General features: G+C 50.7%; 17 protein-coding genes. 13 read left to right on the forward strand and 4 right to left on the reverse strand.

Translation table 11 applies throughout. From position 1 onward, the window contains the following. Nucleotides 1–30 precede the first annotated feature (30 nt). From ligA to ACJJI1_RS15930, 9 genes are all read left to right on the forward strand, one after another. Nucleotides 31–2,082: an NAD-dependent DNA ligase LigA gene (ligA, locus tag ACJJI1_RS15890; RefSeq protein ID WP_444957252.1), complete on the forward strand. Its 2,052-nt coding sequence runs from the start codon at nt 31–33 to the stop codon at nt 2,080–2,082. Between the two features lie 177 nt (nt 2,083–2,259). After that, entirely contained in the window at nt 2,260–2,694 is a 435-nt protein-coding gene (locus ACJJI1_RS15895; protein ID WP_282933471.1) for a hypothetical protein, read from the forward strand. 252 nt (nt 2,695–2,946) lie between these two features. Then, on the forward strand, nt 2,947–3,393 hold the full coding sequence (locus ACJJI1_RS15900; protein ID WP_282933470.1) for a DUF4399 domain-containing protein: 447 nt from the start codon (nt 2,947–2,949) through the stop codon (nt 3,391–3,393). A gap of 58 nt (nt 3,394–3,451) precedes the next feature. Next, nucleotides 3,452–4,837 (forward strand): class II fumarate hydratase, encoded by a 1,386-nt coding sequence (locus tag ACJJI1_RS15905; RefSeq protein ID WP_444957253.1) that lies wholly within the window; start codon nt 3,452–3,454, stop codon nt 4,835–4,837. 261 nt (nt 4,838–5,098) lie between these two features. After that, nucleotides 5,099–5,299, forward strand: coding sequence for a hypothetical protein (locus ACJJI1_RS15910; protein WP_282933468.1), 201 nt, complete (start codon nt 5,099–5,101; stop codon nt 5,297–5,299). 3 nt (nt 5,300–5,302) lie between these two features. Then, entirely contained in the window at nt 5,303–6,373 is a 1,071-nt protein-coding gene (locus ACJJI1_RS15915) for an AraC family transcriptional regulator (protein WP_444896680.1), read from the forward strand. A gap of 178 nt (nt 6,374–6,551) precedes the next feature. Beyond that, nucleotides 6,552–8,345 (forward strand): acyl-CoA dehydrogenase C-terminal domain-containing protein, encoded by a 1,794-nt coding sequence (locus tag ACJJI1_RS15920; RefSeq protein WP_282933466.1) that lies wholly within the window; start codon nt 6,552–6,554, stop codon nt 8,343–8,345. Between the two features lie 81 nt (nt 8,346–8,426). Then, a complete protein-coding gene (locus tag ACJJI1_RS15925; RefSeq protein ID WP_444932742.1) occupies nt 8,427–8,762 on the forward strand; it encodes an SCP2 sterol-binding domain-containing protein in 336 nt (111 codons plus the stop codon). Nucleotides 8,763–8,912: 150 nt separating this feature from the next. Then, nucleotides 8,913–10,550, forward strand: a complete 1,638-nt coding sequence (locus ACJJI1_RS15930) for an AMP-binding protein (RefSeq protein ID WP_444957254.1) — start codon at nt 8,913–8,915, stop codon at nt 10,548–10,550. A gap of 175 nt (nt 10,551–10,725) precedes the next feature. Here the strand turns inward: ACJJI1_RS15930 and ACJJI1_RS15935 are convergent, their stop codons facing one another. Then, the gene (locus ACJJI1_RS15935) at nt 10,726–12,477 is read right to left on the reverse strand and encodes a M28 family metallopeptidase (protein WP_444957255.1); all 1,752 of its coding nucleotides are present in this window, start codon (nt 12,475–12,477) and stop codon (nt 10,726–10,728) included. A 244-nt stretch (nt 12,478–12,721) separates the two neighbouring features. Continuing rightward, nucleotides 12,722–13,921, reverse strand: a complete 1,200-nt coding sequence (locus tag ACJJI1_RS15940; RefSeq protein WP_444957256.1) for a phosphatidylinositol-specific phospholipase C domain-containing protein — start codon at nt 13,919–13,921, stop codon at nt 12,722–12,724. Nucleotides 13,922–14,273: 352 nt separating this feature from the next. Here ACJJI1_RS15940 and ACJJI1_RS15945 point away from each other — a divergent pair, with 352 nt between their 5' ends. Next, nucleotides 14,274–15,740, forward strand: coding sequence for an MFS transporter (locus ACJJI1_RS15945; protein ID WP_444957257.1), 1,467 nt, complete (start codon nt 14,274–14,276; stop codon nt 15,738–15,740). Between the two features lie 205 nt (nt 15,741–15,945). Here the strand turns inward: ACJJI1_RS15945 and ACJJI1_RS15950 are convergent, their stop codons facing one another. Next, entirely contained in the window at nt 15,946–17,070 is a 1,125-nt protein-coding gene (locus tag ACJJI1_RS15950) for a M14 family metallopeptidase (protein ID WP_444957258.1), read from the reverse strand. 507 nt (nt 17,071–17,577) lie between these two features. Between ACJJI1_RS15950 and ACJJI1_RS15955 the strand changes: the two genes are divergently transcribed. Next, complete coding sequence (locus ACJJI1_RS15955; RefSeq protein ID WP_444957259.1) at nt 17,578–18,057, forward strand: hypothetical protein; 480 nt, start codon at nt 17,578–17,580, stop codon at nt 18,055–18,057. A 65-nt stretch (nt 18,058–18,122) separates the two neighbouring features. Here the strand turns inward: ACJJI1_RS15955 and ACJJI1_RS15960 are convergent, their stop codons facing one another. Next, nucleotides 18,123–18,743 carry a LysE family translocator gene (locus ACJJI1_RS15960; protein WP_444957260.1) on the reverse strand — a complete coding sequence of 207 codons (621 nt, stop codon included), beginning with the start codon at nt 18,741–18,743 and terminating at the stop codon, nt 18,123–18,125. A gap of 61 nt (nt 18,744–18,804) precedes the next feature. Here ACJJI1_RS15960 and ACJJI1_RS15965 point away from each other — a divergent pair, with 61 nt between their 5' ends. Next, entirely contained in the window at nt 18,805–19,593 is a 789-nt protein-coding gene (locus ACJJI1_RS15965) for a TatD family hydrolase (protein WP_444916085.1), read from the forward strand. Next, nucleotides 19,590–21,248: an aminotransferase class V-fold PLP-dependent enzyme gene (locus tag ACJJI1_RS15970; RefSeq protein WP_444916086.1), complete on the forward strand. Its 1,659-nt coding sequence runs from the start codon at nt 19,590–19,592 to the stop codon at nt 21,246–21,248. The genes ACJJI1_RS15965 and ACJJI1_RS15970 overlap by 4 nt, the downstream gene beginning before the upstream one ends.

Raw genomic sequence — 21,248 nt, forward strand, 5'->3', positions numbered from 1 at the left:
AACTATTATTTTTATTCACTCGAATTGCCGATGACTCATCAAACTATTTCCCCTCAAGTGCGCGAACGTGTCCAGGAATTACACGAAATCCTCCAGCGTGCGAATCACCAATACTATGTGCTTGATGATCCCGAGTTGCCGGATATTGAGTACGACCGGCGCCTGCGCGAGTTGCAGGACCTGGAAAGTGAATTCCCTCAGCTACTGACATCGGATTCTCCCACCCAGCGGGTCGGCGCAGAGCCGCTCTCCTCTTTTCAGGAGGTTCGCCACGAGGTGGCGATGTTGTCTTTGGATAACGCCTTTAATGATGAAGAGTTGCTGGAGTTTGACCGCCGGGTGTGTGAGCGCCTCAACAGTAAAGGGCCGGTGGAATACGCCTGTGAACCCAAGTTAGACGGTATCGCTATCAGCCTTTTGTATCGCGACGGCGTGCTTGAGCGAGCTGCAACGCGCGGCGATGGCACCACCGGTGAAGATATCACCCAGAATGTACGCACTGTGGGATCCGTACCTCTGCGTTTGCTTCAAGCAGATGGTATTGAAAAGTATCCGGGTGTTTTGGAGGTGCGCGGCGAAATCTATATGCCGAAAGCGGGCTTTGCCGAATTGAATCGCAAAGCGGCTGAGGCGGGTGAGAAGCTTTTCGTAAATCCTAGAAATGCCGCTGCCGGTAGTTTGCGTCAATTGGACTCCCGCATAACAGCGCAGAGACCGCTGGAATTGTGTGTGTATGGCACTGGCCTTGTAGAGGGCGGTGAGCTGCCGGAAAAGCACGTTGAGACTTTGCAGCTGCTGGGACATTGGGGCTTCCGTACAAACCGGGAGATGCGCGTCGCTAAAGATATTCAGGGCTGCATCGACTACTACCGGGAAATCGGCGAGAAGCGCGAGGACCTCGCTTACGATATTGACGGTATTGTTTTTAAGGTCAACAGTATTCCCCTGCAGCGCCGCCTCGGCTTCGTGGCTCGCGCACCCCGTTGGGCCATGGCCTATAAGTTTCCCGCTCAGGAGGAAATGACTGAATTATTGGATGTTGAATTCCAGGTGGGGCGCACCGGTGCGGTTACCCCGGTTGCTCGCCTGCAGCCGGTATTTGTCGGCGGCGTTACCGTTTCCAATGCAACTCTGCACAATCGAGATGAGATCGAGCGCCTCGGCGTACAGGTGGGTGATACCGTCATTATTCGCCGTGCCGGAGATGTTATCCCGCAGGTGGTTTCTGTAGTGGAGAGCAAGCGCAAGCCGGGTGGCCACGCTATTGAATTCCCCACGCATTGCCCGGTATGCGGCTCGCCGGTGGAATCCACGCCTGGTGAGGCGGTGGTCCGCTGTAGCGGCGGCCTGATTTGTAGTGCCCAGCGCAAGCAGGCCATCAAGCATTTCGCTTCGCGTAAAGCGATGGACATTGATGGGCTGGGAGACAAGCTGGTAGAGCAGCTGGTAGATGAGGACTTGTTACACTCGGTGTCCGGGCTCTACCACCTCACCTTGGAGCAGGTGGCGGGACTTGAGCGAATGGGGCAAAAGTCTGCCCAGAACCTCCTTGACGCACTGGAGCGCAGTAAAGAGACCACGCTGCCTAAATTCCTCTATGCCCTGGGTATCCGGGAAGTGGGTGAGGCTACAGCGCGTAATTTGGCGCGGCACTTTGGCGAATTGAATCCGCTAATGTCGGCAGATGTCGAGGCTTTGCAGGAAGTTGAAGATGTGGGCCCAGTGGTCGCTCATTTTGTTGCTGAGTTTTTTCAGCAGCCTCATGCCCAAGAAGAGGTGGAGGCACTGCAGCAGGCGGGTGTGCATTGGCAAGCGGAGGAGAGTGACGAGCAGGATCAGCCCCTGGCAGGGGAAACCTGGGTGCTCACCGGCAAACTGGAAACCCTGTCCCGCAGTGAAGCAAAAGACTACTTACAGAGGCTGGGTGCGAAAGTCGCAGGAAGTGTTTCCGCCAAGACCGGCACTCTGGTTGCTGGGCCAGGCGCCGGCTCAAAATTGACCAAAGCACAGGAGCTGGGTATCACAGTTATGGATGAAGAGGCGCTTCTGGATATGCTGCGCGAAAGGGGCTTTGAGATTTAGTCCTGGTATTTTAGGCGGGGCATCATTAGTAACTGAATAGCCGAACTTTTGAGCACTTTGCAGGTTCGTGTTTTGTTTTGTGGCTTTCTGGTCGCTTCGCCGTTAAAGTTGATACCTTAGATCTGTTTTGCCCTGGGTACCTGATGTCCAGTGGCACTGTGGTAAGGAATGGAATTAATGCTTCAGGGCGATCAGGAATCCATCGTTTACGGATGTATCAAAGACAGCAATAGCCTCGCTGGCGGCAGCGATCGGCGCAGGGTGAACCGCAATGCTGTGCTCGCTCTGCCCAGTGCTGACGAATGGCCATTCCTGTGCCGGGATATGTTTGCTATTCCCACCATTAAGGTGAAGCAATCCCAGTACCAAACCGATGTTATCCACTTTGGCGCTTCCTATCGGGCGGTAGAGTACGAGTGGGATTTGTGGATACAGAAGTTTGAAGAGTTGTTGAAGAGTATGTATTGGGTTTCGGCAACTGTGCATTTGGAAACTGAGCTTTCCGGCGTTCACTCTTTCAGCTGGGAATCCGCTGGCCTTTATCACGAGCCGGGCAGCGGCGATATGCAGGTTCGCTGCGAGTGGACCCAAGAGGGGCGGGTGAGTATCTGATTTTTCTGGCCCGGTTGGTCCGGGCCCTCTCTTGCCTAATTGCCGCAAAGCAGATTTAAATAAGCAGCCCTGTCACAAATCCTATCTCTCTTTTTCTTTCCGCAACTATATTCCCTCATAGTCTCTGGAACTGAAACTTTGGTCTGTTAAAGTGTCTTTGCCGAACGGTACCAAGGTGCCGCGGCCGAGAAGCTGTAAAGCCAGATTATAAGAATTGGCGCGATCTGGGCGCCCTATCAGGAAGGAATACACATGATTAAATCCAGTTCTCTGCTGTTTGCCAGCGCACTGATGTTGTCGCCGCTGTTACATGCGTCTGAACACGAAAGCAAAATGGATATGAGCAGTAAGGCCCCAGCAGATGCCAAGGTCTATATTATCTCGCCGAAAGATGGAGAGAAGGTGCCCCAGACATTTACGGTGAAGTTTGGTTTGTCTGGTATGGGTGTGGCACCGGCGGGTACCAATCAAGAGAATACCGGCCACCATCATCTGCTGATTGATGTGGATGATATGCCGGATATGAGCAAGCCTTTGCCGGCGAGTAAGAACATCATTCACTTTGGTGGTGGGCAAACCGAGACTCAAGTTACCTTGCCACCCGGCAAGCATACGCTACAACTGGTTCTGGGCAACTATATGCATGTGCCACATAAAGAGCCTGTGATGTCCAAGAAAATTACCGTCGTGGTCGAGTAGGGCTGCAGCGGCTAAATAACCTTCTGTCGATGCATTAAGCGCATCTGGGGAGAGTGAAATGGGTGGCGAATTCCGCACTGAAAAGGACAGCCTGGGCGAAGTTCAGGTGCCGACTGAGGCGATGTATGGCGCGCAAACCCAGCGCGCCGTGGAGAATTTTCCTGTCAGTGGTCACGGCTTGCCGGCAGAGTTTATCCGCGCCATTGTGCTGATAAAGAAATCTGCCGCGGAGGCCAACCGGGACTTGGGGTTGTTGGATAAAGCGCAGGCTGAGGCCATTATCAATGCTTGCGACAGTCTCGGTGATGAGGAGTATGCCACTCATTTTCCCGTCGATATTTACCAGACAGGTTCTGGTACCAGCTCAAATATGAATGTTAATGAGGTGCTCGCCCACCTCGCAGAAAAGCACAGTGATCAAACCATCAGCCCCAATGATCACGTGAATATGAGTCAGAGCAGTAATGATGTGGTTCCTACCGCAATCCATGTGTCAGCCCTGCTTGCAGTGCGAGACACCCTGCTGCCTGCGTTGCGCCATTTGCACACTGGCTTGTGCGACAAGTCCACGGAACTTGAAAGTATTGTAAAAACCGGCCGCACCCATCTGATGGATGCAGTGCCTATGACAATGGCGCAGGAAGTTGGAGGCTGGGCAGCACAAATAGAAGCGTGCCGGGAGAGAATTCGCGCGGTAATGCCTCGGCTTGCCCAGCTGGCTCAAGGCGGTACGGCGATTGGCACCGGGCTCAATGCTCACCCGGATTTTGCCGAGCTGTTCGCGCAAAAAATCAGTGCCCACACATCCCATCAGTTTCGCCCGGCAGAGAACTTTTTTACCGCAATTTCCAGTCAGGATACGTCGGTGGAGTTGTCCGGGCAGCTCAAGGTGTTGGCAGCTTCCCTGATGAAAATTGCCAACGATTTGCGTTGGATGAACAGCGGTCCCCTTGCTGGCCTCTCCGAAATCGCCCTGGAGGCCTTGCAGCCAGGGAGCAGCATTATGCCGGGCAAAGTGAACCCGGTTATTGCCGAATCAGTTACTATGGTTTGTGCCCGGGTGATGGGTAATGACACCACAGTGACCGTGGCGGGACAGAGCGGCAATTTTCAATTGAATGTTATGTTGCCTTTAGTAGGCAGTACGCTGCTGGAAAGTATTAACCTGCTCGCGAATGCATCGACCCTATTGGCTGATCGAGCCGTTGCCAGTTTCGCGGTGAATCGGGCGCATATTGAGGGAACCCTGGGCCGCAACCCCATTTTAGTGACCTCCCTTAACCCAGTGATTGGCTACCTGAAAGCGGCGGAGATTGCCAAGGCCGCCTATGCCAGCTGTAGGCCAGTGCTGGATGTCGCTGTTGAAATGACGGACCTGGATAGAGAAACGCTTGAGGAATTGTTAGATCCCGCCCATTTGGCCAAGGGTGGGTTGGTTAGCTAGGGGCAAAAAAGGCGATTCCCAGCAGTATTAACGATATAATGGCTGTCAGGCACATAAGCCAGTGCAAAAGCCTTAACAGCGTGGCTCGATCCTCTGGTTCCAGCATTCTTCTGCTCATTGGTGCCTCCTGCGGCGTTGACAGGAACCGGCCAATCCCTCACGATTCGACGCCGCGTCGGTACTGGGTGCCGACAATACAATGGTAGCGCCACAAAATGTGGCAGTCTCACCTGTTTTGAAAATCAATGTATCCAGATCGTCATGGCTAAAAGAAGTCGCCGCTCCTTTATTACCAGTGTCCTCGCCTGTGTCGCCTTTGTAGTGGCGGCAGTCTACAGCTGGGACCTGCCTGTTAAGGATGTTGTCACCTATTTCATTCTTCTATTGGTGATATTGCTTGTCATCATTGCTCTGGCGTTTGGGTGCGGGGCTTTATTGAATTGGTTGCGCAGGCGTAAATAATAGATGGCGTCAACGGAAGAGGATATTCGCATCCCTATCGCCTACCTCGAGCGACTGCTCGAAGAGGCGACCAAACACGGGTGTGATCGCAAGGAGCTTTTAGCTTCTGTCGATATCGATGAGTCTGAATTGCAGGGAGTGTCTGCATTTTCAGCAGTGAAGTACGGCCGCTTGTACCAGCGCGTGATGTGGCTGGCGCAAAATGAGTGGTTTGGCATGCTTAGCGGTGGAAGGGTCCGTTCCGGGTCTTTTCGCTTGTTGTGTCTGGCGGTGGTGAATTGTGCAACCCTCCGCCAGGCGATTACGCTCTGTGCCGAATTTATGGAAATCTGCCGAGGTTTTAAGGTGAAGCCGGTACTCGGAGAAGGTGGCCATGGGCGCGAGCGGGTTGAAATTTGCGGGATCAGTTCGCTGGCCAAAGGCGAGTTTGAGCAGCTGCTGAATAACACGAGCCCCAGTGTGGTGCGTACAACTCTAGCGGTTTGGCACAGGTTTTATTGCTGGCTGGCAGGGCGGGAGATTCCGCTGGCCAGGTTGCACTTCTCATTTGCTTGCCCGGAAGAGTTTCGCAGTCTCGCGCAAAGCGAGGCCAATGAGTTGTTATTTGAGCAACCGTTTAATGCGCTCGAATACGATACCCGCTACCTGGAATACCCTGTGGTGCAAAGCCCGCAGATGGTTGAGGACTTTATTCGCACCGCTCCTTACCACCTGGTGATCAGCGACGGCAGTGCCAACAGTATCAAAACCAAAGTAAAAACCATTTTGAACCGGGATGTGAGCGAGTCCATGCCTGCCGCTGAGGCGGTGGCGGAGAGGCTCAATATGTCGGTCACCACGTTGCGACGTCGTCTTCAGCAGGAGGGTACCTCCTACCAGAAGCTCAAAGACGAATGTCGGATGGAAGCGGCTTTTCACTACCTCAGCTGCCCGGATCTTTCCAATGGGCAGATCGCAGAGATGCTTGGGTTCGATGAATCCAGTGCTTTCTTCCGCGCCTTTAAAAAATGGACGGGAATTACGCCAGGCGAGTATCGCCGAGGTGGTCGCGCTGCAGCTGGCCTGGATATTTGACTGGGCCAGTCACCTTTTTTCATCCTCTCGCCTCGATTTGTCACCGCTTTGGACGGGTTTGGCCATAGAGGGGGCTGCTCGCTTACTACTATGATGAACCAATCTTAGAAATTAGTCATAAATATGACTGGATGGTTTTGCCTCCGGTCCCAAACATAAGCGAATTGAGGTTATCAGGATGACCGATATCAAAATGCCACTGCGTGATTTGCGTTTCGTAATGCGCGAGATGCTGGACTCAGAAAAGCATTATGAGTCACTTGGATATGAGGAGGCTACTCCTGATGTCGTGGATGCCATCCTGGAAGAGGGTGCAAAGTTTTGTGAAAACGTTATTGCACCGCTGAACCAAATTGGCGACCAGCAAGGTTGCACCTGGAAAGATGGTGAAGTTACTACCCCGGAAGGCTTTAAAGAAGCCTACCAGCAGTTTGTAGAGGGTGGCTGGGCTGCGCTGCCTCACGATCCTGAGTACGGTGGCCAGGGCCTGCCGCCCTCGCTCGGTACTATCATGAGCGAGATGGTTGGCACCGCCAACTGGTCCTGGGGCATGTACCCCGGCTTGTCCCACGGTGCCATGAACACCCTGGAAGAGCACGGTACTGAAGAGCAGAAGCAGGTTTACCTGACCAAGCTGGTTGAAGGTAGCTGGACTGGCACTATGTGTCTGACCGAGCCTCACTGCGGTACCGATCTGGGTATTCTGCGCACCAAGGCCGAGCCGAATGAAGATGGCTCCTACGCGATTACCGGCACTAAGATCTTTATCTCCGCCGGTGAGCACGATATGACTGACAACATTGTTCATATCGTACTCGCCCGCCTGCCAGACGCACCTGCTGGCACCAAGGGTATCTCCCTGTTTATCGTACCCAAGTTCCTGCCGAACGCTGATGGCTCTGCCGGTGAGCGCAACGGTGTGGTATGTGGTTCCCTCGAGCACAAAATGGGTATTCACGGCAACGCCACTGCAGTGCTGAACTTTGACGGTGCTAAAGGCTTCCTGATCGGCGAGCAGAATAAAGGCCTGAGCTATATGTTCACCTTTATGAACACTGCGCGCCTGGGTACTGCTCTGCAAGGCCTGGCTCACTCCGAGATCGGTTTCCAGAAGTCCCTGGCTTATGCAAAAGATCGCCTGCAAATGCGTTCTCTGTCCGGCGTGAAAAACCCGGAAGGCCCGGCTGACCCGATTATTGTTCACCCTGACGTGCGCCGCATGCTGATGACCCAGAAAGCCTTCTCTGAAGGTGGTCGTATGCTGGTTGTTAAGTGCGCACAGCTGGTTGATATCACTCACAAAGGCGATGCTGACGCGAAGAAAGCCGCTGACGATATGCTGGCGTTCCTGACGCCGATTGCAAAAGCATTTTTGACAGAAGCTGGTTTCGAATCTGCCAACCTGGGTATGCAGTGTTTCGGTGGCCACGGTTATATTGCCGAGTGGGGCGTCGAGCAGAACGTACGTGATGCGCGTATCTCCACTATCTATGAAGGCACCACTGGTATTCAGGCTCTGGACCTGTTGGGTCGTAAGGTTCTGATGACCCAGGGTGAATTGCTGCGCGGTTTCACCAAGCAGGTTCACAAATTCTGCCAGGCGGAAATTGATAACGAAGCACTGGCGCCTTTCGTTGCTAAGTTGCAAGAGCTGAACAAGCAGTGGGGAGACCTGACCTTGCACGTTGGCGGCAAAGCTATGGAAAACCCAGATGAAGTAGGTGCTGCTTCTGTAGATTACCTGATGTTCTCCGGTTACACCGTGCTGGCCTTCCTGTGGGCGCAGGCGGCTAAAGTTGCCAATGAAAAACTGGCAGCGGGCACTGGAGAAGAAGATTTCTACAAGGCGAAAATTACTACCGCGCGTTTCTTCTTCGAGCGTATCCTTCCTCGCACTTCCAGCCACGCAACGTCCATGTTGAGTGGAGCAGGCAACTTGATGGAATTGGATGCCGAGCATTTTGCATTCTGATCCGGCTCTGAAATTAAAACCGCCGGCAAATGCCGGCGGTTTTTTTGTGAGTAATAAAGCGGCTTAGACGGAGAATTTCCGATGCAATTGCCGGATTCAGTTCAAGAGCGCCTGTATCACTTAGCTTGTTCGTACCCGCTGGCTCGGGTACAGTTCCGGCTGCCAGATGCCTGTGACTTCTATGTTTATGTCACCGAAGTATCTAAAAATTACAAAGTGATTTCCGAATTTGGTCAGACTGATAATCCAGAACTAACATTGGAAATGGAAAACAGCACTCTCAGTGCTATATTGGACGGTCAATTAAGTGGGCGTCACGCCTTCCTTTTGGGGGATGTTCAATATTCTGGAAATCGCGAATTGGCCGCAGCATTGGCAGGTTTATTTCCTGCGAATAGTGAAGAGGGAGACCGGTAAAGAGAGGTTTTAAACCCTTCTTTTTCACCGCCTCAAAGATACTACAAACAATAAATAAATTCTCGCTCGCCAAGAGATATGGCAGCTTTCGCCTATGGAGACGGAAGGTGTGGGCAAGCGACGACAACAATCAGGAATGGGAGAAGAGAGTTGGACATTGATCGCAGCATACTTGATGTCTTTAAAGGCGCTTGCGCCAAATTCGGTGACCGGCCGGCTTTCACATGCCTGGGGCGTACACTTTCTATCAATGATATTGACACGCTAAGTGGAAAATTCGCCTCTTATTTACAAAATCATACTGACTTGAAGCCCGGCGATCGCATCGCTGTCCAGCTGCCCAACGTGTTGCAGTACCCAGTAGTTGTTTTTGGTGCACTGCGCGCAGGTCTGGTTGTAGTAAATACCAATCCGCTGTACACGCAGCGCGAGCTTAAGCACCAGCTGAATGATTCAGGGGCCAAGGCTCTGGTCGTACTGGCGAATATTGCCGATACCGCTGCTGCTGTTGTTGCTGAAACCGATGTAAAACAAGTTATTGTTACTGAGATTGCGGACCTGCACAGTCCGCTGAAGCGTACCTTGATCAACAGTGTGGCGAAGTACGTTAAGAAAATGGTGCCCGAATTTTCGTTTGCCAATGAAGTTAGCTTCCGCGATGCCATGGCAAAAGGCGCTGAGCGTCCTCATAAGGATGTTGAGCGCACCAAAGAAGATATTGCGGTTCTGCAGTACACCGGCGGTACTACCGGGGTTGCCAAAGGGGCAATGCTGACTAATGGCAACCTAGTTGCCAACATGGAGCAGGTGCGTATTGCCTTTGCCAATGGCATGAAAGAGGGCGAGGAGTTCTATATTGCACCTTTGCCGCTTTATCATATCTACGCATTTACCATCCACTGTATGTGCCTTTTCTCCACGGGTAACCATTCGCTATTAGTACCCAACCCGCGCGATATCCCGGGTTTTGTGAAGATGTTGAAAGGCCTGCGTTTCACAGGATTTGTTGGGCTCAACACCCTATTTAATGGGTTGATGCGCAACAAGGATTTTGCTGAGCTGGACTTTAGTAAGTTGCACTCGACAGCTTCTGGTGGTATGGCGTTAACTCGAGATACCGCTAAGCGTTGGGAAGAAATGACCGGCTGCATTGTTATGGAAGGTTACGGTATGACCGAGACTTCCCCGGTTGTTTCATTTAACCCGGCTGATGGTGTGCAACTGGGTACAGTGGGCGTTCCGGTTCCCGGTACCGAGGTTAAGGTTGTCGACGAGAATGGCAATGACCTGCCAAACAACTCTCCTGGCGAGCTGTGCGTGCGCGGACCTCAGGTGATGAAAGGCTACTGGCAGCGTCCGGAAGCGACAGCGGATACCATCGACAGTGAAGGTTGGTTGAATACCGGCGATATGGCCGTTATTCAGGATGATGGTTACATCAAAATTGTGGATCGCAAGAAGGACATGATTATTGTGTCCGGCTTCAATGTATATCCCAATGAAATTGAAGACGTGATCAGCGCGCATCCGAAGGTCACTGAAGCTGCCGCTATCGGTATCCCGGATGAGAAAAGTGGTGAGCAGGTGAAGCTCTTCCTGGTGAAGGCTGATCCATCCTTGACTGACGATGAAGTTGTCGCCTACTGCCGTGAGCATATGACGGCTTATAAAGTGCCGAAGCATGTGGAGTTCCGTGAGGACTTACCCAAAACTAATGTGGGTAAAATCTTACGCCGCGAACTTCGCGATGAAGAGTTGAAAAAGCTTGAGGCTACTAGCGCTGCTTAAGTCGCTATTTAGCTAAAGAGCTCAAAAGGCCCTGCTGGAGACAGTGGGGCTTTTTTATTGGTTTCGATTCAGGGAGAGGCACCTGCAGCGAATGCAGGGTTGATGTTTGGGGTGGGAAGTTTGGTGGCACCAAGGAGGTGCCACCAAGGAAAAGCGGGATGTTTATCCTGCTTGGTTATTTGCGACTTTCGGCACTGGCGTCGCGAATAGCGCGGAACTCATTGCCTTCATACCAGTTGGGCCAGTCGCGGCTGTTTGCCAACTTCAGGCCCAATTGCAGGCCCAGCTGCAAGTTCATAGCGGCGCCTTTCAGGTTCCAGTTGGGGTCGTATTCATCTCCCGGCTTGTGGTAGTGCTGGCTGAGATATTCCTTATCCTTGGATTGTGCCCACTCCCGGCCGTGCTCATGGTTTTCGCTACCGGAATCAAAATACAGCATTGGCACGCCTTCTTTTGCCAGGCTGAAATGATCTGAGCGATAGAAGTAGCCGCGTTCCGGGTGCTCTTCAGCAGCCAGATAGCGGCCCTGCTTTTTGGCGGCTGCTTCTAAGAGATTTTCCAGCTCGCTGCTGCCGAAGCCTACGACGGTGATGTCTTTGGTGGGGCCCAAGACATTCATAGCGTCAAAGTTAAAGCCGGCAACCGTCTTTTCCAGAGGTTCAACTGGGTTGGCGGCATAGTATTTGGAGCCGAGTAAACCGGACTCTTCAGCAGTTACCGCGACGAATACCAGGGAGCGATCAGCTTGATCCTCTTTTACTGCTTGGGCTGCAAGAGCAAGTAGTCCAGCGGTGCCGGTGGCATTGTCCACAGCGCCATTGAAGATATGGTCTTCGCCAGAAGCGTTTCGGTTGACCCCTAAGTGGTCCCAGTGGGCAGTGTAAACAATGGTTTCATCTGCGTACTTTTTGCCGGGTAACTTAGCAATAACATTGCGAGAGTTGGATTTCTCAAGGCTGTTGCTGAGTTCGATGCTGGCTTTGAGTTCCAGTGACTTAGGCTTGAATCCCAATGCTTTTGCCGCTGCCATTTCTTCGGCCAAGTCGAGACCTGCTGCCTGGAACAGATCCTTCGCTGCCTGGTTGGTGATCCAGGCCTCAATCGCCACGCGATCGATATTCTTGTTTTCTGCTTCAAGGCTTACCTGGGCGCCAGACCAGGAGCCGCTCACTACTTCCCAGGGGTAACCGGCAGCGCCATTCTCATGGATAATAATGGCCCCTGCGGCGCCCTGACGGGCAGCTTCTTCAAACTTGTAGCTCCAGCGACCGTAGTAGGTCATGGCATTGCCATTAAATAGAGCCTCATCTTGGGTGGCATAGCCGGGGTCATTCACCAGAATGACTGCGGTTTTGCCTTCCATATCCAGACCTGCGTAGTCATTCCAGTTGTTTTCTGGAGCTACGATGCCGTAACCGACAAAAACTAATTCGCTTTCATTAAGGCTTGATGCGCTGGTTTGGCGCTGGGTAAACGCGACCATGTCGTCAATCGGTTTTAGAACCTGGCCTACACCTTCGCCCTGAATAGTAAGGGGGGTGGATTGAATATCCATCTCTACAATGGGGACTTCCTGGAACCAGCTGGGGTTACCGTCGGAATCTACGGCACCAGGGGTAAGTCCTAGCGCCTTAAATTGCTCGGCCAGATAGTTTACCGTCAGCTCCTCACCTTTACTGGCGGGAGCGCGGCCTTCGAACTCATCAGAAGCCAATACGGCGACATGCTTGTGCAGGTCGGCAGCGACAATATCAATTTGAGCCTTCTCAGCGACTTCTAGATTGAGCTTTTCGGTGCCGTGCTCGGTATGTTCTTTATGGGAGTGCGCTTGTGAGCTGACTTCTTCGTTGCCCTTGCTACAACCGCTGATAACACCGCCGATGGCTATAGCCAAGCCAAGGCGGCGCCAGGTAGTAGGAATTCGCATAATTTTGTCCTGACAGTCTTGTTAGGAGGCAGATTATGCCTGATCTTGTCTTAACTAACGACATATCAGCGATCAGTGGAGAGTAGAGTGTGGCTGGGCCCAGAGCTATATTCCCGTTTTGGTAATTTAGTTGAATATGGTGACAGGGTTTGTGTTTGAGAGGTTTCAATAAAACTCGCCTTGGATAGGAGGCTCGGGCTTAGTCTCCTATCCAGCCTAAATCCTCAAGTCGAGATTTTTGAGGTTAATTGTGCTGCCACTGGCCCTCAGTTATCTGGTCCTGATAGTTAATCCATACCTTGTCATAGCCAGTGGTTTCCTTGGCGCTTTTAAGGGCTTGGTTGTCCTGGCTATTGGTGGGGGCGGAAAACACGTAGTCATTGCCCAGTGCTTGGCACACCCCGGCACCATAAGAGAATGGGCCTGTTGAGGCGCTGACCAGCCAGCTACCGTCAGCCGTGTTCTTACATGCGAAGCTATATTGGTTGCTGCAGTTGGCATCATTCCAGCGCCCGTTGCCCCACTGCATAGCGCAGTCTTCATTGTTCAAGTTATTTGGCTCATTCTGATCCCATGACCAAATAGCTGCAGCGATGCGGCCATCGGTCGTATTCATATTATCGAGGTTGATTATGTTGTGACCTACAGCAAAGCCATTGCGAACATCATCGGCTGTGATTCGTTCAATACCACCGCTAAAAATTTCTCCTATAGTGCCGATAGTGGTGCTGTCTTCCCACACTCGACCGATTTCCCCTAATCCGGTGAAGGCCATGTTCTTCATGTCACCATTTCCAGAGCAGCCGCTATCTTTCCACACGACGACTTGTTTCCCTGCAGCAAGCACATCATTTTTTGTAAGGCTGCTGGGAATACTCTGGCAGCCGCCACTGTAGAAAATCTTATCCCCGAATCGATCGGTTATTTGGTTGTAGAGATCTTGATGGCGCCCATCAGAGTGGTCCTCGATATATAAAATGATGACTTCGTCCTGATTGGCGCTGTCATTTAGCCAGTCCTTTATTTCGTTAAATCCTTCAGTCGCATACTTGTCATTGATACTGCAGAGCCCATGGCACAGAAGTAATCTTTTTGGGTAGGAAAAAAGGCTCTCCATTTTCGTTGTCCAATGGACATCCAGCTCTATAAAGCGAGCTCCCATGCGCAATTGATCTTTTATGGAATGCTCCTGTTGAGGGTCCAGGTAGCGGCATCCCACTGAGAAGTTACAGGCGCGATACACTTTTGAGTTGTAAGAATTGTGTGTCCCCAAAATATTGTTTTCACTCATGGGAGTGTGGTTGTCTATTTGACGCTGTAGATCCAAGGCTGTGCCTGTCCAGCTGTTTTGGAAATCAGAAATGCTATCGGCCCAAAGGGGGGGAGAGGCGAAGGAAAGTACAAATAGAATCGATAGGATCATCTGTCTGATAGTGTGTTTCATTATTTTTCTCCGGACTGAGTAGATACGCTACCTTTGCAGTAGACGCTAGTGAATATTTTTTAATTTTTATTGGTGTGTGGTGCCTTAAGGTACCGTTTTTATTATTTTTGCTTTTTACTACGAATTGGACTTTTTTGTCTATGTGAAGAGGGTTGGTTTCTTGTTGTTTTCTGGCGACATCATAATTCTATTGTTAATGGATGGATTGTGTAGCTCTCTCAGCAATAAATGCCGATAAATTATTCAGGATCTTTCCTTGCTTTAATTAACAAGCTACATAAGGGGAATTATGCGACTAATGAATAAGTGGGTTGTTTTGCTTGGCTCCTTTCCAGCCACCTTTATATTGGGGTTGGACTACACCATTGTCAGTATTGCACTGCCGACAATCCAGCAAAGTTTAGGTGCATCCTTTATTCAAACCCAGTGGGTTATGAATATATTTATGTTGATGCTATGTATCCTGATGGCCAGTATGGGGAGATTGGGGGATATTGTGGGCTCCCTGAAGATGCTCAATATTGGATGGGTATTACTTGCAGTTAGCTCCCTTTTCGCGGGATTGGCTGAGGATCCACTTTGGTTAATTGTCTGGCGGGCCTTTCAAGGTGTCTCCATTGCCATAATCGTGCCGAATAATATTGCTTTGCTGTCCCACACTTTTGTAGAAAAAGAAGCCGGATTTGCAATGGGATGGTGGATGTCGGTATTGGCTGTCGGCTTTGCTCTTGGTCCGGTGTTGGGTGGGGTCCTATGTGAGTATTTGTCTTGGAGGTCGATCTTTTTTATTAATATCCCCTTTGTGCTGGTCAGCATGGTGTTTGGCCTTTTTGTAATGCGGAGCCCGCAAAATTTAGATAAAGAAAAAAGTTATATTGACTGGCGTGGAATGATACTTCTTGCGCTTAGTGTGGGTTCGCTAGTGGTGTTAGTAGTTGAAGGGGCGCAAGTGGGTTGGTTGAGCTGGCCGATACTGTTGTTATTGGTTATTTCTATATTGAGTTTTATTGCCCTTTTTCGTGTTGAGCGAAAACTGGAGCAACCGTTGATCCATTTTGCCTATTTTAAGAATTCGCTATTTTCCGCTTGTGTTTTAACCAATTTTAGTTTGTTGATATTTCTCATTTCTGCTTTCTTTTTATTACCATTTTATTTGCATGTTGTGCGTCAGGATACAACGGTAATGTCCGGCTTGATTTTGCTCCCTATTACCTTGGTGATGGCTTTGGTATCTCCTGTGGCGGGCAGAATGGCAGCTAATTCCGCACCTGCGGCTCCAATCTTAATTGGTGTCATATGTATTTTGATTGCGGCAATCGTAATGACACAATTCTCAGTGGATACCAATTTTTCGACGCTTTTGCTGGCTTTTATACCTTTCGGTGTGGCTTGGGGGTTTGTATTTAGTGCGACAGCCCCAATCGCTATTGGCGCTTTGCCGCCTAATAGTGCAGGTATAGCAACCGGAATGTTGTGGGGCATACAAAACATAGGCGCTGCACTTGGTTTGGCTGTAGTGGGTACTGTATTCCGGATAATGGAAAAACAGAGTTTGCTAAATCAATTGCAGGAAAGTGGGGTGCAGATTACCAGTGCACTGGAAAAATATATCGAAGCATTGCTGATTAACCCTGAAAGGATAGAGCGTGGCGCAATGGGGGTGTCTGCTGCTCTGCACGGTCGCATCGCTAACATGTTTAATGAGGCTTTTGCCCAGGCTTTTCAGTCGGTGATGTGGGGGTTGGTTGTATTTACTTTTCTTTTGTTGGTTACTGTAGCTGTATTATTGAAAAAATCACAGCGTAAGAAGGAAAGTTAGAAATGTTATTTTAATGGTCTCTACAAGCTTTGAAATATAGAGGCTGTTCTGTGATTTTTGGCTCAAAAATATACGCCTACTCGGTTTTTATAAATCAATAATTACAATAAGAAAAGTCTCTCTAAAACTGGGCTGCCGTTTGAAACAGCCCAGCTCAAATTAATTTCTCTTGTTGGTAACGGTAATTTGGTTCACCGTATAGAGATTATTTGAGTGTTTTTAACACTTCGCGAATTGGGAAAAGAATATCGCGAGCGAGTTGCTGGCTTCGCGCCGGGGACCATCCTTCGATCAAGTCGGGCAGGTCATCATTGTCTTTAAACGGCATCTCCAATGTTAGAGCCAGGGTGCGGAATTGATGTCCAGCCCAGGCGGTACCAATTGTCAGATTTGCTTCGCCGGGTTTATCCAGCTCATATCCATGCTCCGTTTGGAAGTCGGGGCTGATGGCCTCATAAGCTTGCTTAAATGTCTCTTCCAGCTTGGCGTGGCGTTCGTCATAGCCGGGAATACCTTCACAAGCCGCAACAAAGTTAAAGGGCAGGGCTTCATCACCATGAATATCCAGGAAGATATCCCCGCCTAGCTCCAGCATCTTCTCCCTGACTAAAAAGACTTCCGGGCTGCGCTCCATTGTGGGGTTGAGCCACTCACGGTTCAGGTTGGCGCCCGCAGCGTTAGTGCGCAGATGCCCGCGAACGCTGCCGTCGGGGTTCATATTGGGTACTACATAAAATACGGTATCTGCCAGCAAGCTTTGCGCAGTAGGATTGGCATGGTCGAGCAAGGTTTCCAGAAAGCCCTCGACAAACCATTCCGCCATGGTCTCTCCTGGGTGTTGGCGGGCAATCATCCAAACACGATGTTTCGCGGTGTCGGCATTGCCAACCGTGAGCATGGTCATATCGCGCTCATCAAGGGTTTTACCCAGAGTTTGCAGTTTGACCAGGTCGTGGCTCTGCGCCCAAGCGAGCAGATCCAGGTGGCGTTCCCAGGAGTAGGGGGCGAAATAGGCGAGATAGATGCTGGGTTCATCCAGGGTTACAGTGAAGTCCAGAGTATTGCCGTCGTAGTTGGCGCCAATTCTGAACCAATTTTGACGATCGTATGAGGCACAGATGCGGTAGTTTTCCCAGCCTTCCGGGTAGGCGGATTTGCCGGCATTAACGATACGCAAGGGATAGCTGGTGCCAATATCGCCTTCCAGACGAAAGTGAAACCATTGGTAGAAGTCAGAATTGTTGTCCTGACGGATTGCTAGCTCAATTGGATTGCTGTCGGTATTGATAACTTCGATATTGCCGCTGTCAAAGGCGCTGCTGATATACATGTAGAGAGCTCCACTCTTGTTCTTGGGCGCAGGATACAGCGGTAGGGGGAATTTTCCAGGAAGAAAGGTAGGGGATCTCGCCAATTTTGGGTGCGATAGGACGAAATCTCCTTTATTTAGTGAAATAGAAAAGCACGGCATCGATAAGGATACCGTGCTTTAGCCAATCCCTGGCGGCACCTGCTACGACTACTGCTCCCTGAAATTTCCGGTGTCGGACCCCAGGCGACTGCTTACTGCCCGGTCAGATCACAAGTGCGTCACTCCACACTGTCAGAAATTAGTAAATCTCCTTAACATCCCGCAGCAAGTGCTGGTTAAAGTTTAGGCAATCGAGCCTGCTTGATGTTGTACGAACGTTTCGATCGGCGTAAATTTGATGATCTTTTTGTCTCAGGGCTATCTGACGTGAATTTGTACAGATAGAGAATAGATCCCATGGCATTAGTGGGAATAGAAAGAACAAGTAATAGCTCCGCATAGGGGGCTTTCGTGAGAGGTGACACCATGAATAGAGTGATTAAACGAAGTATCGTGGCATCCGCTGCGCTTGTAACAGTGATGAATCTGAGCGCCTGTGGCTATTTCCTGTACCCGGAGCGCAAAGGGCAGGCGGGTGGGCGAGTTGATCCTGCGGTCGTAATCTTGGACGGTGCAGGCCTGCTATTTGGCTTGCTGCCGGGCATAGTGGCCTTCGCTGTCGATATTACCAATGGCACTATTTATTTGCCGCCAGGTCACAGCTCGGTGTTTGATCGCCATTTAAGCAGCACTGAACAGGGGGCACCTGCGGAGGTTACAGACGAAGAGGGGCAGGTCTGGATTCGACTTCCAGTGGAAGGCGTCGATGAGAATACCCGACTAGAAGTACTCAGTGATCAGTTATCAGGGATAACAGGGCAGCAAGTAGAGGCTGAAGATATTGTTTGGTTACAGGACTCAGCCGAGCTTCGTGCAGCAAGCCGTTTCCAGGCTGCGTCTCGCTAGTTTTTCCTAGCTTTGAGCGCCTCGGGAGTTGAAGGCTCCCGAGCTTTAGCTGTTGAAGAGGCCTTTCAGGTGGCTGTGCCAAAGGGGGTAAGCCCCTCAAGGGCCAGGGGGATAACGCTTGCAGCAAGCAACAATCCCATAGCAATGTTAAAGCTTCGCAAGTAGCGTGGTTCAGTCAGGAACCGTTTTAGCCCAACGCCAAAGAATAGCCAAATGGCAACACAAGGCCCGCCAATGGTGATAAATGCCAGTGCAACCTTAACAACTCCTGACCATATTTCTGTGCCGGGACTGGTGAAAGCAGCCAGTGCTCCAGTGGCCATAATCCAGCCTTTAGGATTGATCCACTGAAAAGCCATCGCCTGGGTAAAGCTCAGGGGTTGGCTTGAATTTCCAGAACCCATTTCCCGGGTCGAACCAATTATCCATGCCAGGTAGAGTAAATAGGCAATGCCTGCCCAGCGAATAACTTCATGCAGAAAAGGGAAGTGATTGAAGGCGGTTCCCAGTCCCAAGCCAATGGCAACCACCATGGCGGGAAATCCCAGCCAAATTCCCAGTAGGTGAGGTGTTGAACTGTAGATGCCGTGATTGAGTCCTGAGGACATAATCATCAGGTTATTAGGGCCCGGTGTAATACTGGCTGAGAAAGCAAAAAGGGCGATCGGCAAAAGAGATTCAATCACAGGTGTACCAGAGGAAAAGGCGACTTCATGCTAATATGCGCGCGAATAATGGGTATCACAAGTGAAATTTATAGACAGTCATTGCCACTTTGATTTTGAGGTTTTTTCTCTGGACCGGGAGCAGGTGTGGCAAAGATGTCTCAATGCCGGAATAGATAGGGTCATTATCCCCGGCGTTTGCGAGGCTCAGTGGCAGTCGTTGGGCGCTCTGGTATCGGAACAGCCCGGTTGGATGATGGCTGCTGGTGTTCACCCTTGGTGGGTGAAGAAAATCCCGCAAGATTCCCGTTGGCGGGAAAACCTGATGGAGTTGGGAGTACGGCTTAGTGAGAGCCTTGAGAAATACTCATGTGTCGCTGTTGGAGAGTGTGGCTTGGATGCCTCTATCGGCACTGACTTGAATAAGCAGGAAGATATTCTCAAGCTTCATTTGGAGATTGCTAGTAACCATGAACTGCCGATTATTCTGCATGTTCACCGGGCCCACAATGAACTCCTGAGGCTGTTAAAGCAATTCAAGCTCCCGCGGGGAGGTGTGATCCACGCTTTCAGTGGAAGTGAGCAAATGGCGCAAGAGTACTGGAAGCGCGGCTTCTATCTGGGTATCGGTGGAACAATTACTTACCCACGGGCAGCGAAAACCCGACGGGCTGTGTCACGTGCGCCGCTGGAGAGTTTGCTGCTTGAGTCGGACGCCCCGGATATGCCTCTTTCAGGTCAGCAGGGTATGCGTAATAGCCCTGAAAACCTTTCTAAAATTGCACAAGCACTGGCTGATTTACGGGGAGTTTCCGTGCGGGAAATCGCCAATGCTACCTGTCGAAATACTGAGAAGTTATTTTCCCTATGAGTTTTTCCGCTGAATCATTCAGGCAGTCATTTCCCCTCTTTGCTCAAGAGGAGAATAAGGAGTTGGTATACCTGGATAATGCTGCAACGACGCAGAAACCAGAGACAGTGATTAATGCTGTACGCGATTACTATGTGCACAGCAATGCCAATACGCACCGCTCCAGTCACCGTCTAGCCCGTAAGGCTACAGAGATGGTGGAGCGAGTGCGTCGCCAAGCGGCACAATTTGTTAATGCTGCCAGCACAAGGGAAATTGTATTTTGTCGCGGTGCTACTGAGGCACTGAATTTGTTGGCGCACAGCCTGTGCAGTGAGTTGCAGGCTGGGGATGAAATTGTCATCTCAACAGCGGAGCATCATGCAAATATTATCCCTTGGCAGATGGCGGCCAAGCGATTCAATTTGAGTTTACGCTATGTACCCCATGTAGCGGGTGTCCCGGAATTTGATCGCCTGGGAGAAGTGCTGAATGAGCGCACAAGAATTGTATCCCTGACCGGCGGTTCCAACGCACTCGGATTGCGTCCGGACCTGGCTGCAGTGAGGCAATTGCTGCGCAGAAAGCACTTGATGTGGATTGTTGATGGCGCCCAGTTGGCAGCCCATGAAGTGATTGATGTGCAGAAAATTGGCTGTGATTTTTTTGTTTCCTCCGCACATAAGTTTTACGGCCCGTCAGGAATTGGTTTCTTATACGGTAGGGAAACACTTTTGGAATCTATGCCACCATGGCTGGGTGGTGGAGAAATGATCTCCGACGTTGAACTTGAAACGAGTCATTATGCAGGCTTGCCGCACAAATTTGAGGCAGGCACTTCTCCGCTGGCGGCAATAGCGGGTCTTGGAGCGGCACTGGAATTTCTTGAGCAGCAAGATAGGGTCGCTATAGCGGCGCATGAGCAGAAATTGGTGCGATGGATACATCGCGAACTGATAGCGTCCCCCAATTTTAGGGTTATCAGCCAAGTGCGCCACAATCTGGGTATTGTCTCTTTTGTGCCTATTCATGGTAGCGCTGCCGATTTGATGCACTGGCTGGACGAGCGCGATATTGCAGTGAGAGTAGGCCATCACTGTGCACAATTGTTAGGTAAAGAGAGCGGTGATTTGGTGACGGTCCGAGCATCAGTCGCAGCCTACAATACTGATAGTGATATTCAGGCTTTTTTGCAGGCCCTGAAAGAGTACTGTGAGATCCAGAAGTCAATTGAACAGGGGGATAGTATTCAGAGTGATGAATGGGCCAGGGATGATTTTTCCTCGTTATTGCTAGAGAGTTTGGTTTCCCAGCGCAACTGGCAGGGACGTTATAGAGAATTAATGCTGTGGAGTAAAACTATTGCCCGAAAGCCCGAGATACGTACCGAAGAAAACCTGGTGCGGGGTTGTGAGTCTGCAGCTTGGTTAGCGCACCGGACAGAGGGTGGTAGGCACTATTTTGGATTGGAAAGCGACAGCCGGGTTGTAAAAGGCCTGGGTGCGTTATTACTTTCACAAATTGATGGCCGCACGGCTACTGAGATTCGAGAGAGAGATCTTTCTCTGTTATTTGCTGAGCTAGGACTCGGTAAGCACTTAAGTGAATCGCGCAGCAATGGTTTTTACGCATTGCTGCAACGTGCTTTAAATCTGGTGGAGCAGACCTCCCATTAA

The organism is Microbulbifer maximicatervae (SeqCode) (assembly GCF_052467065.1).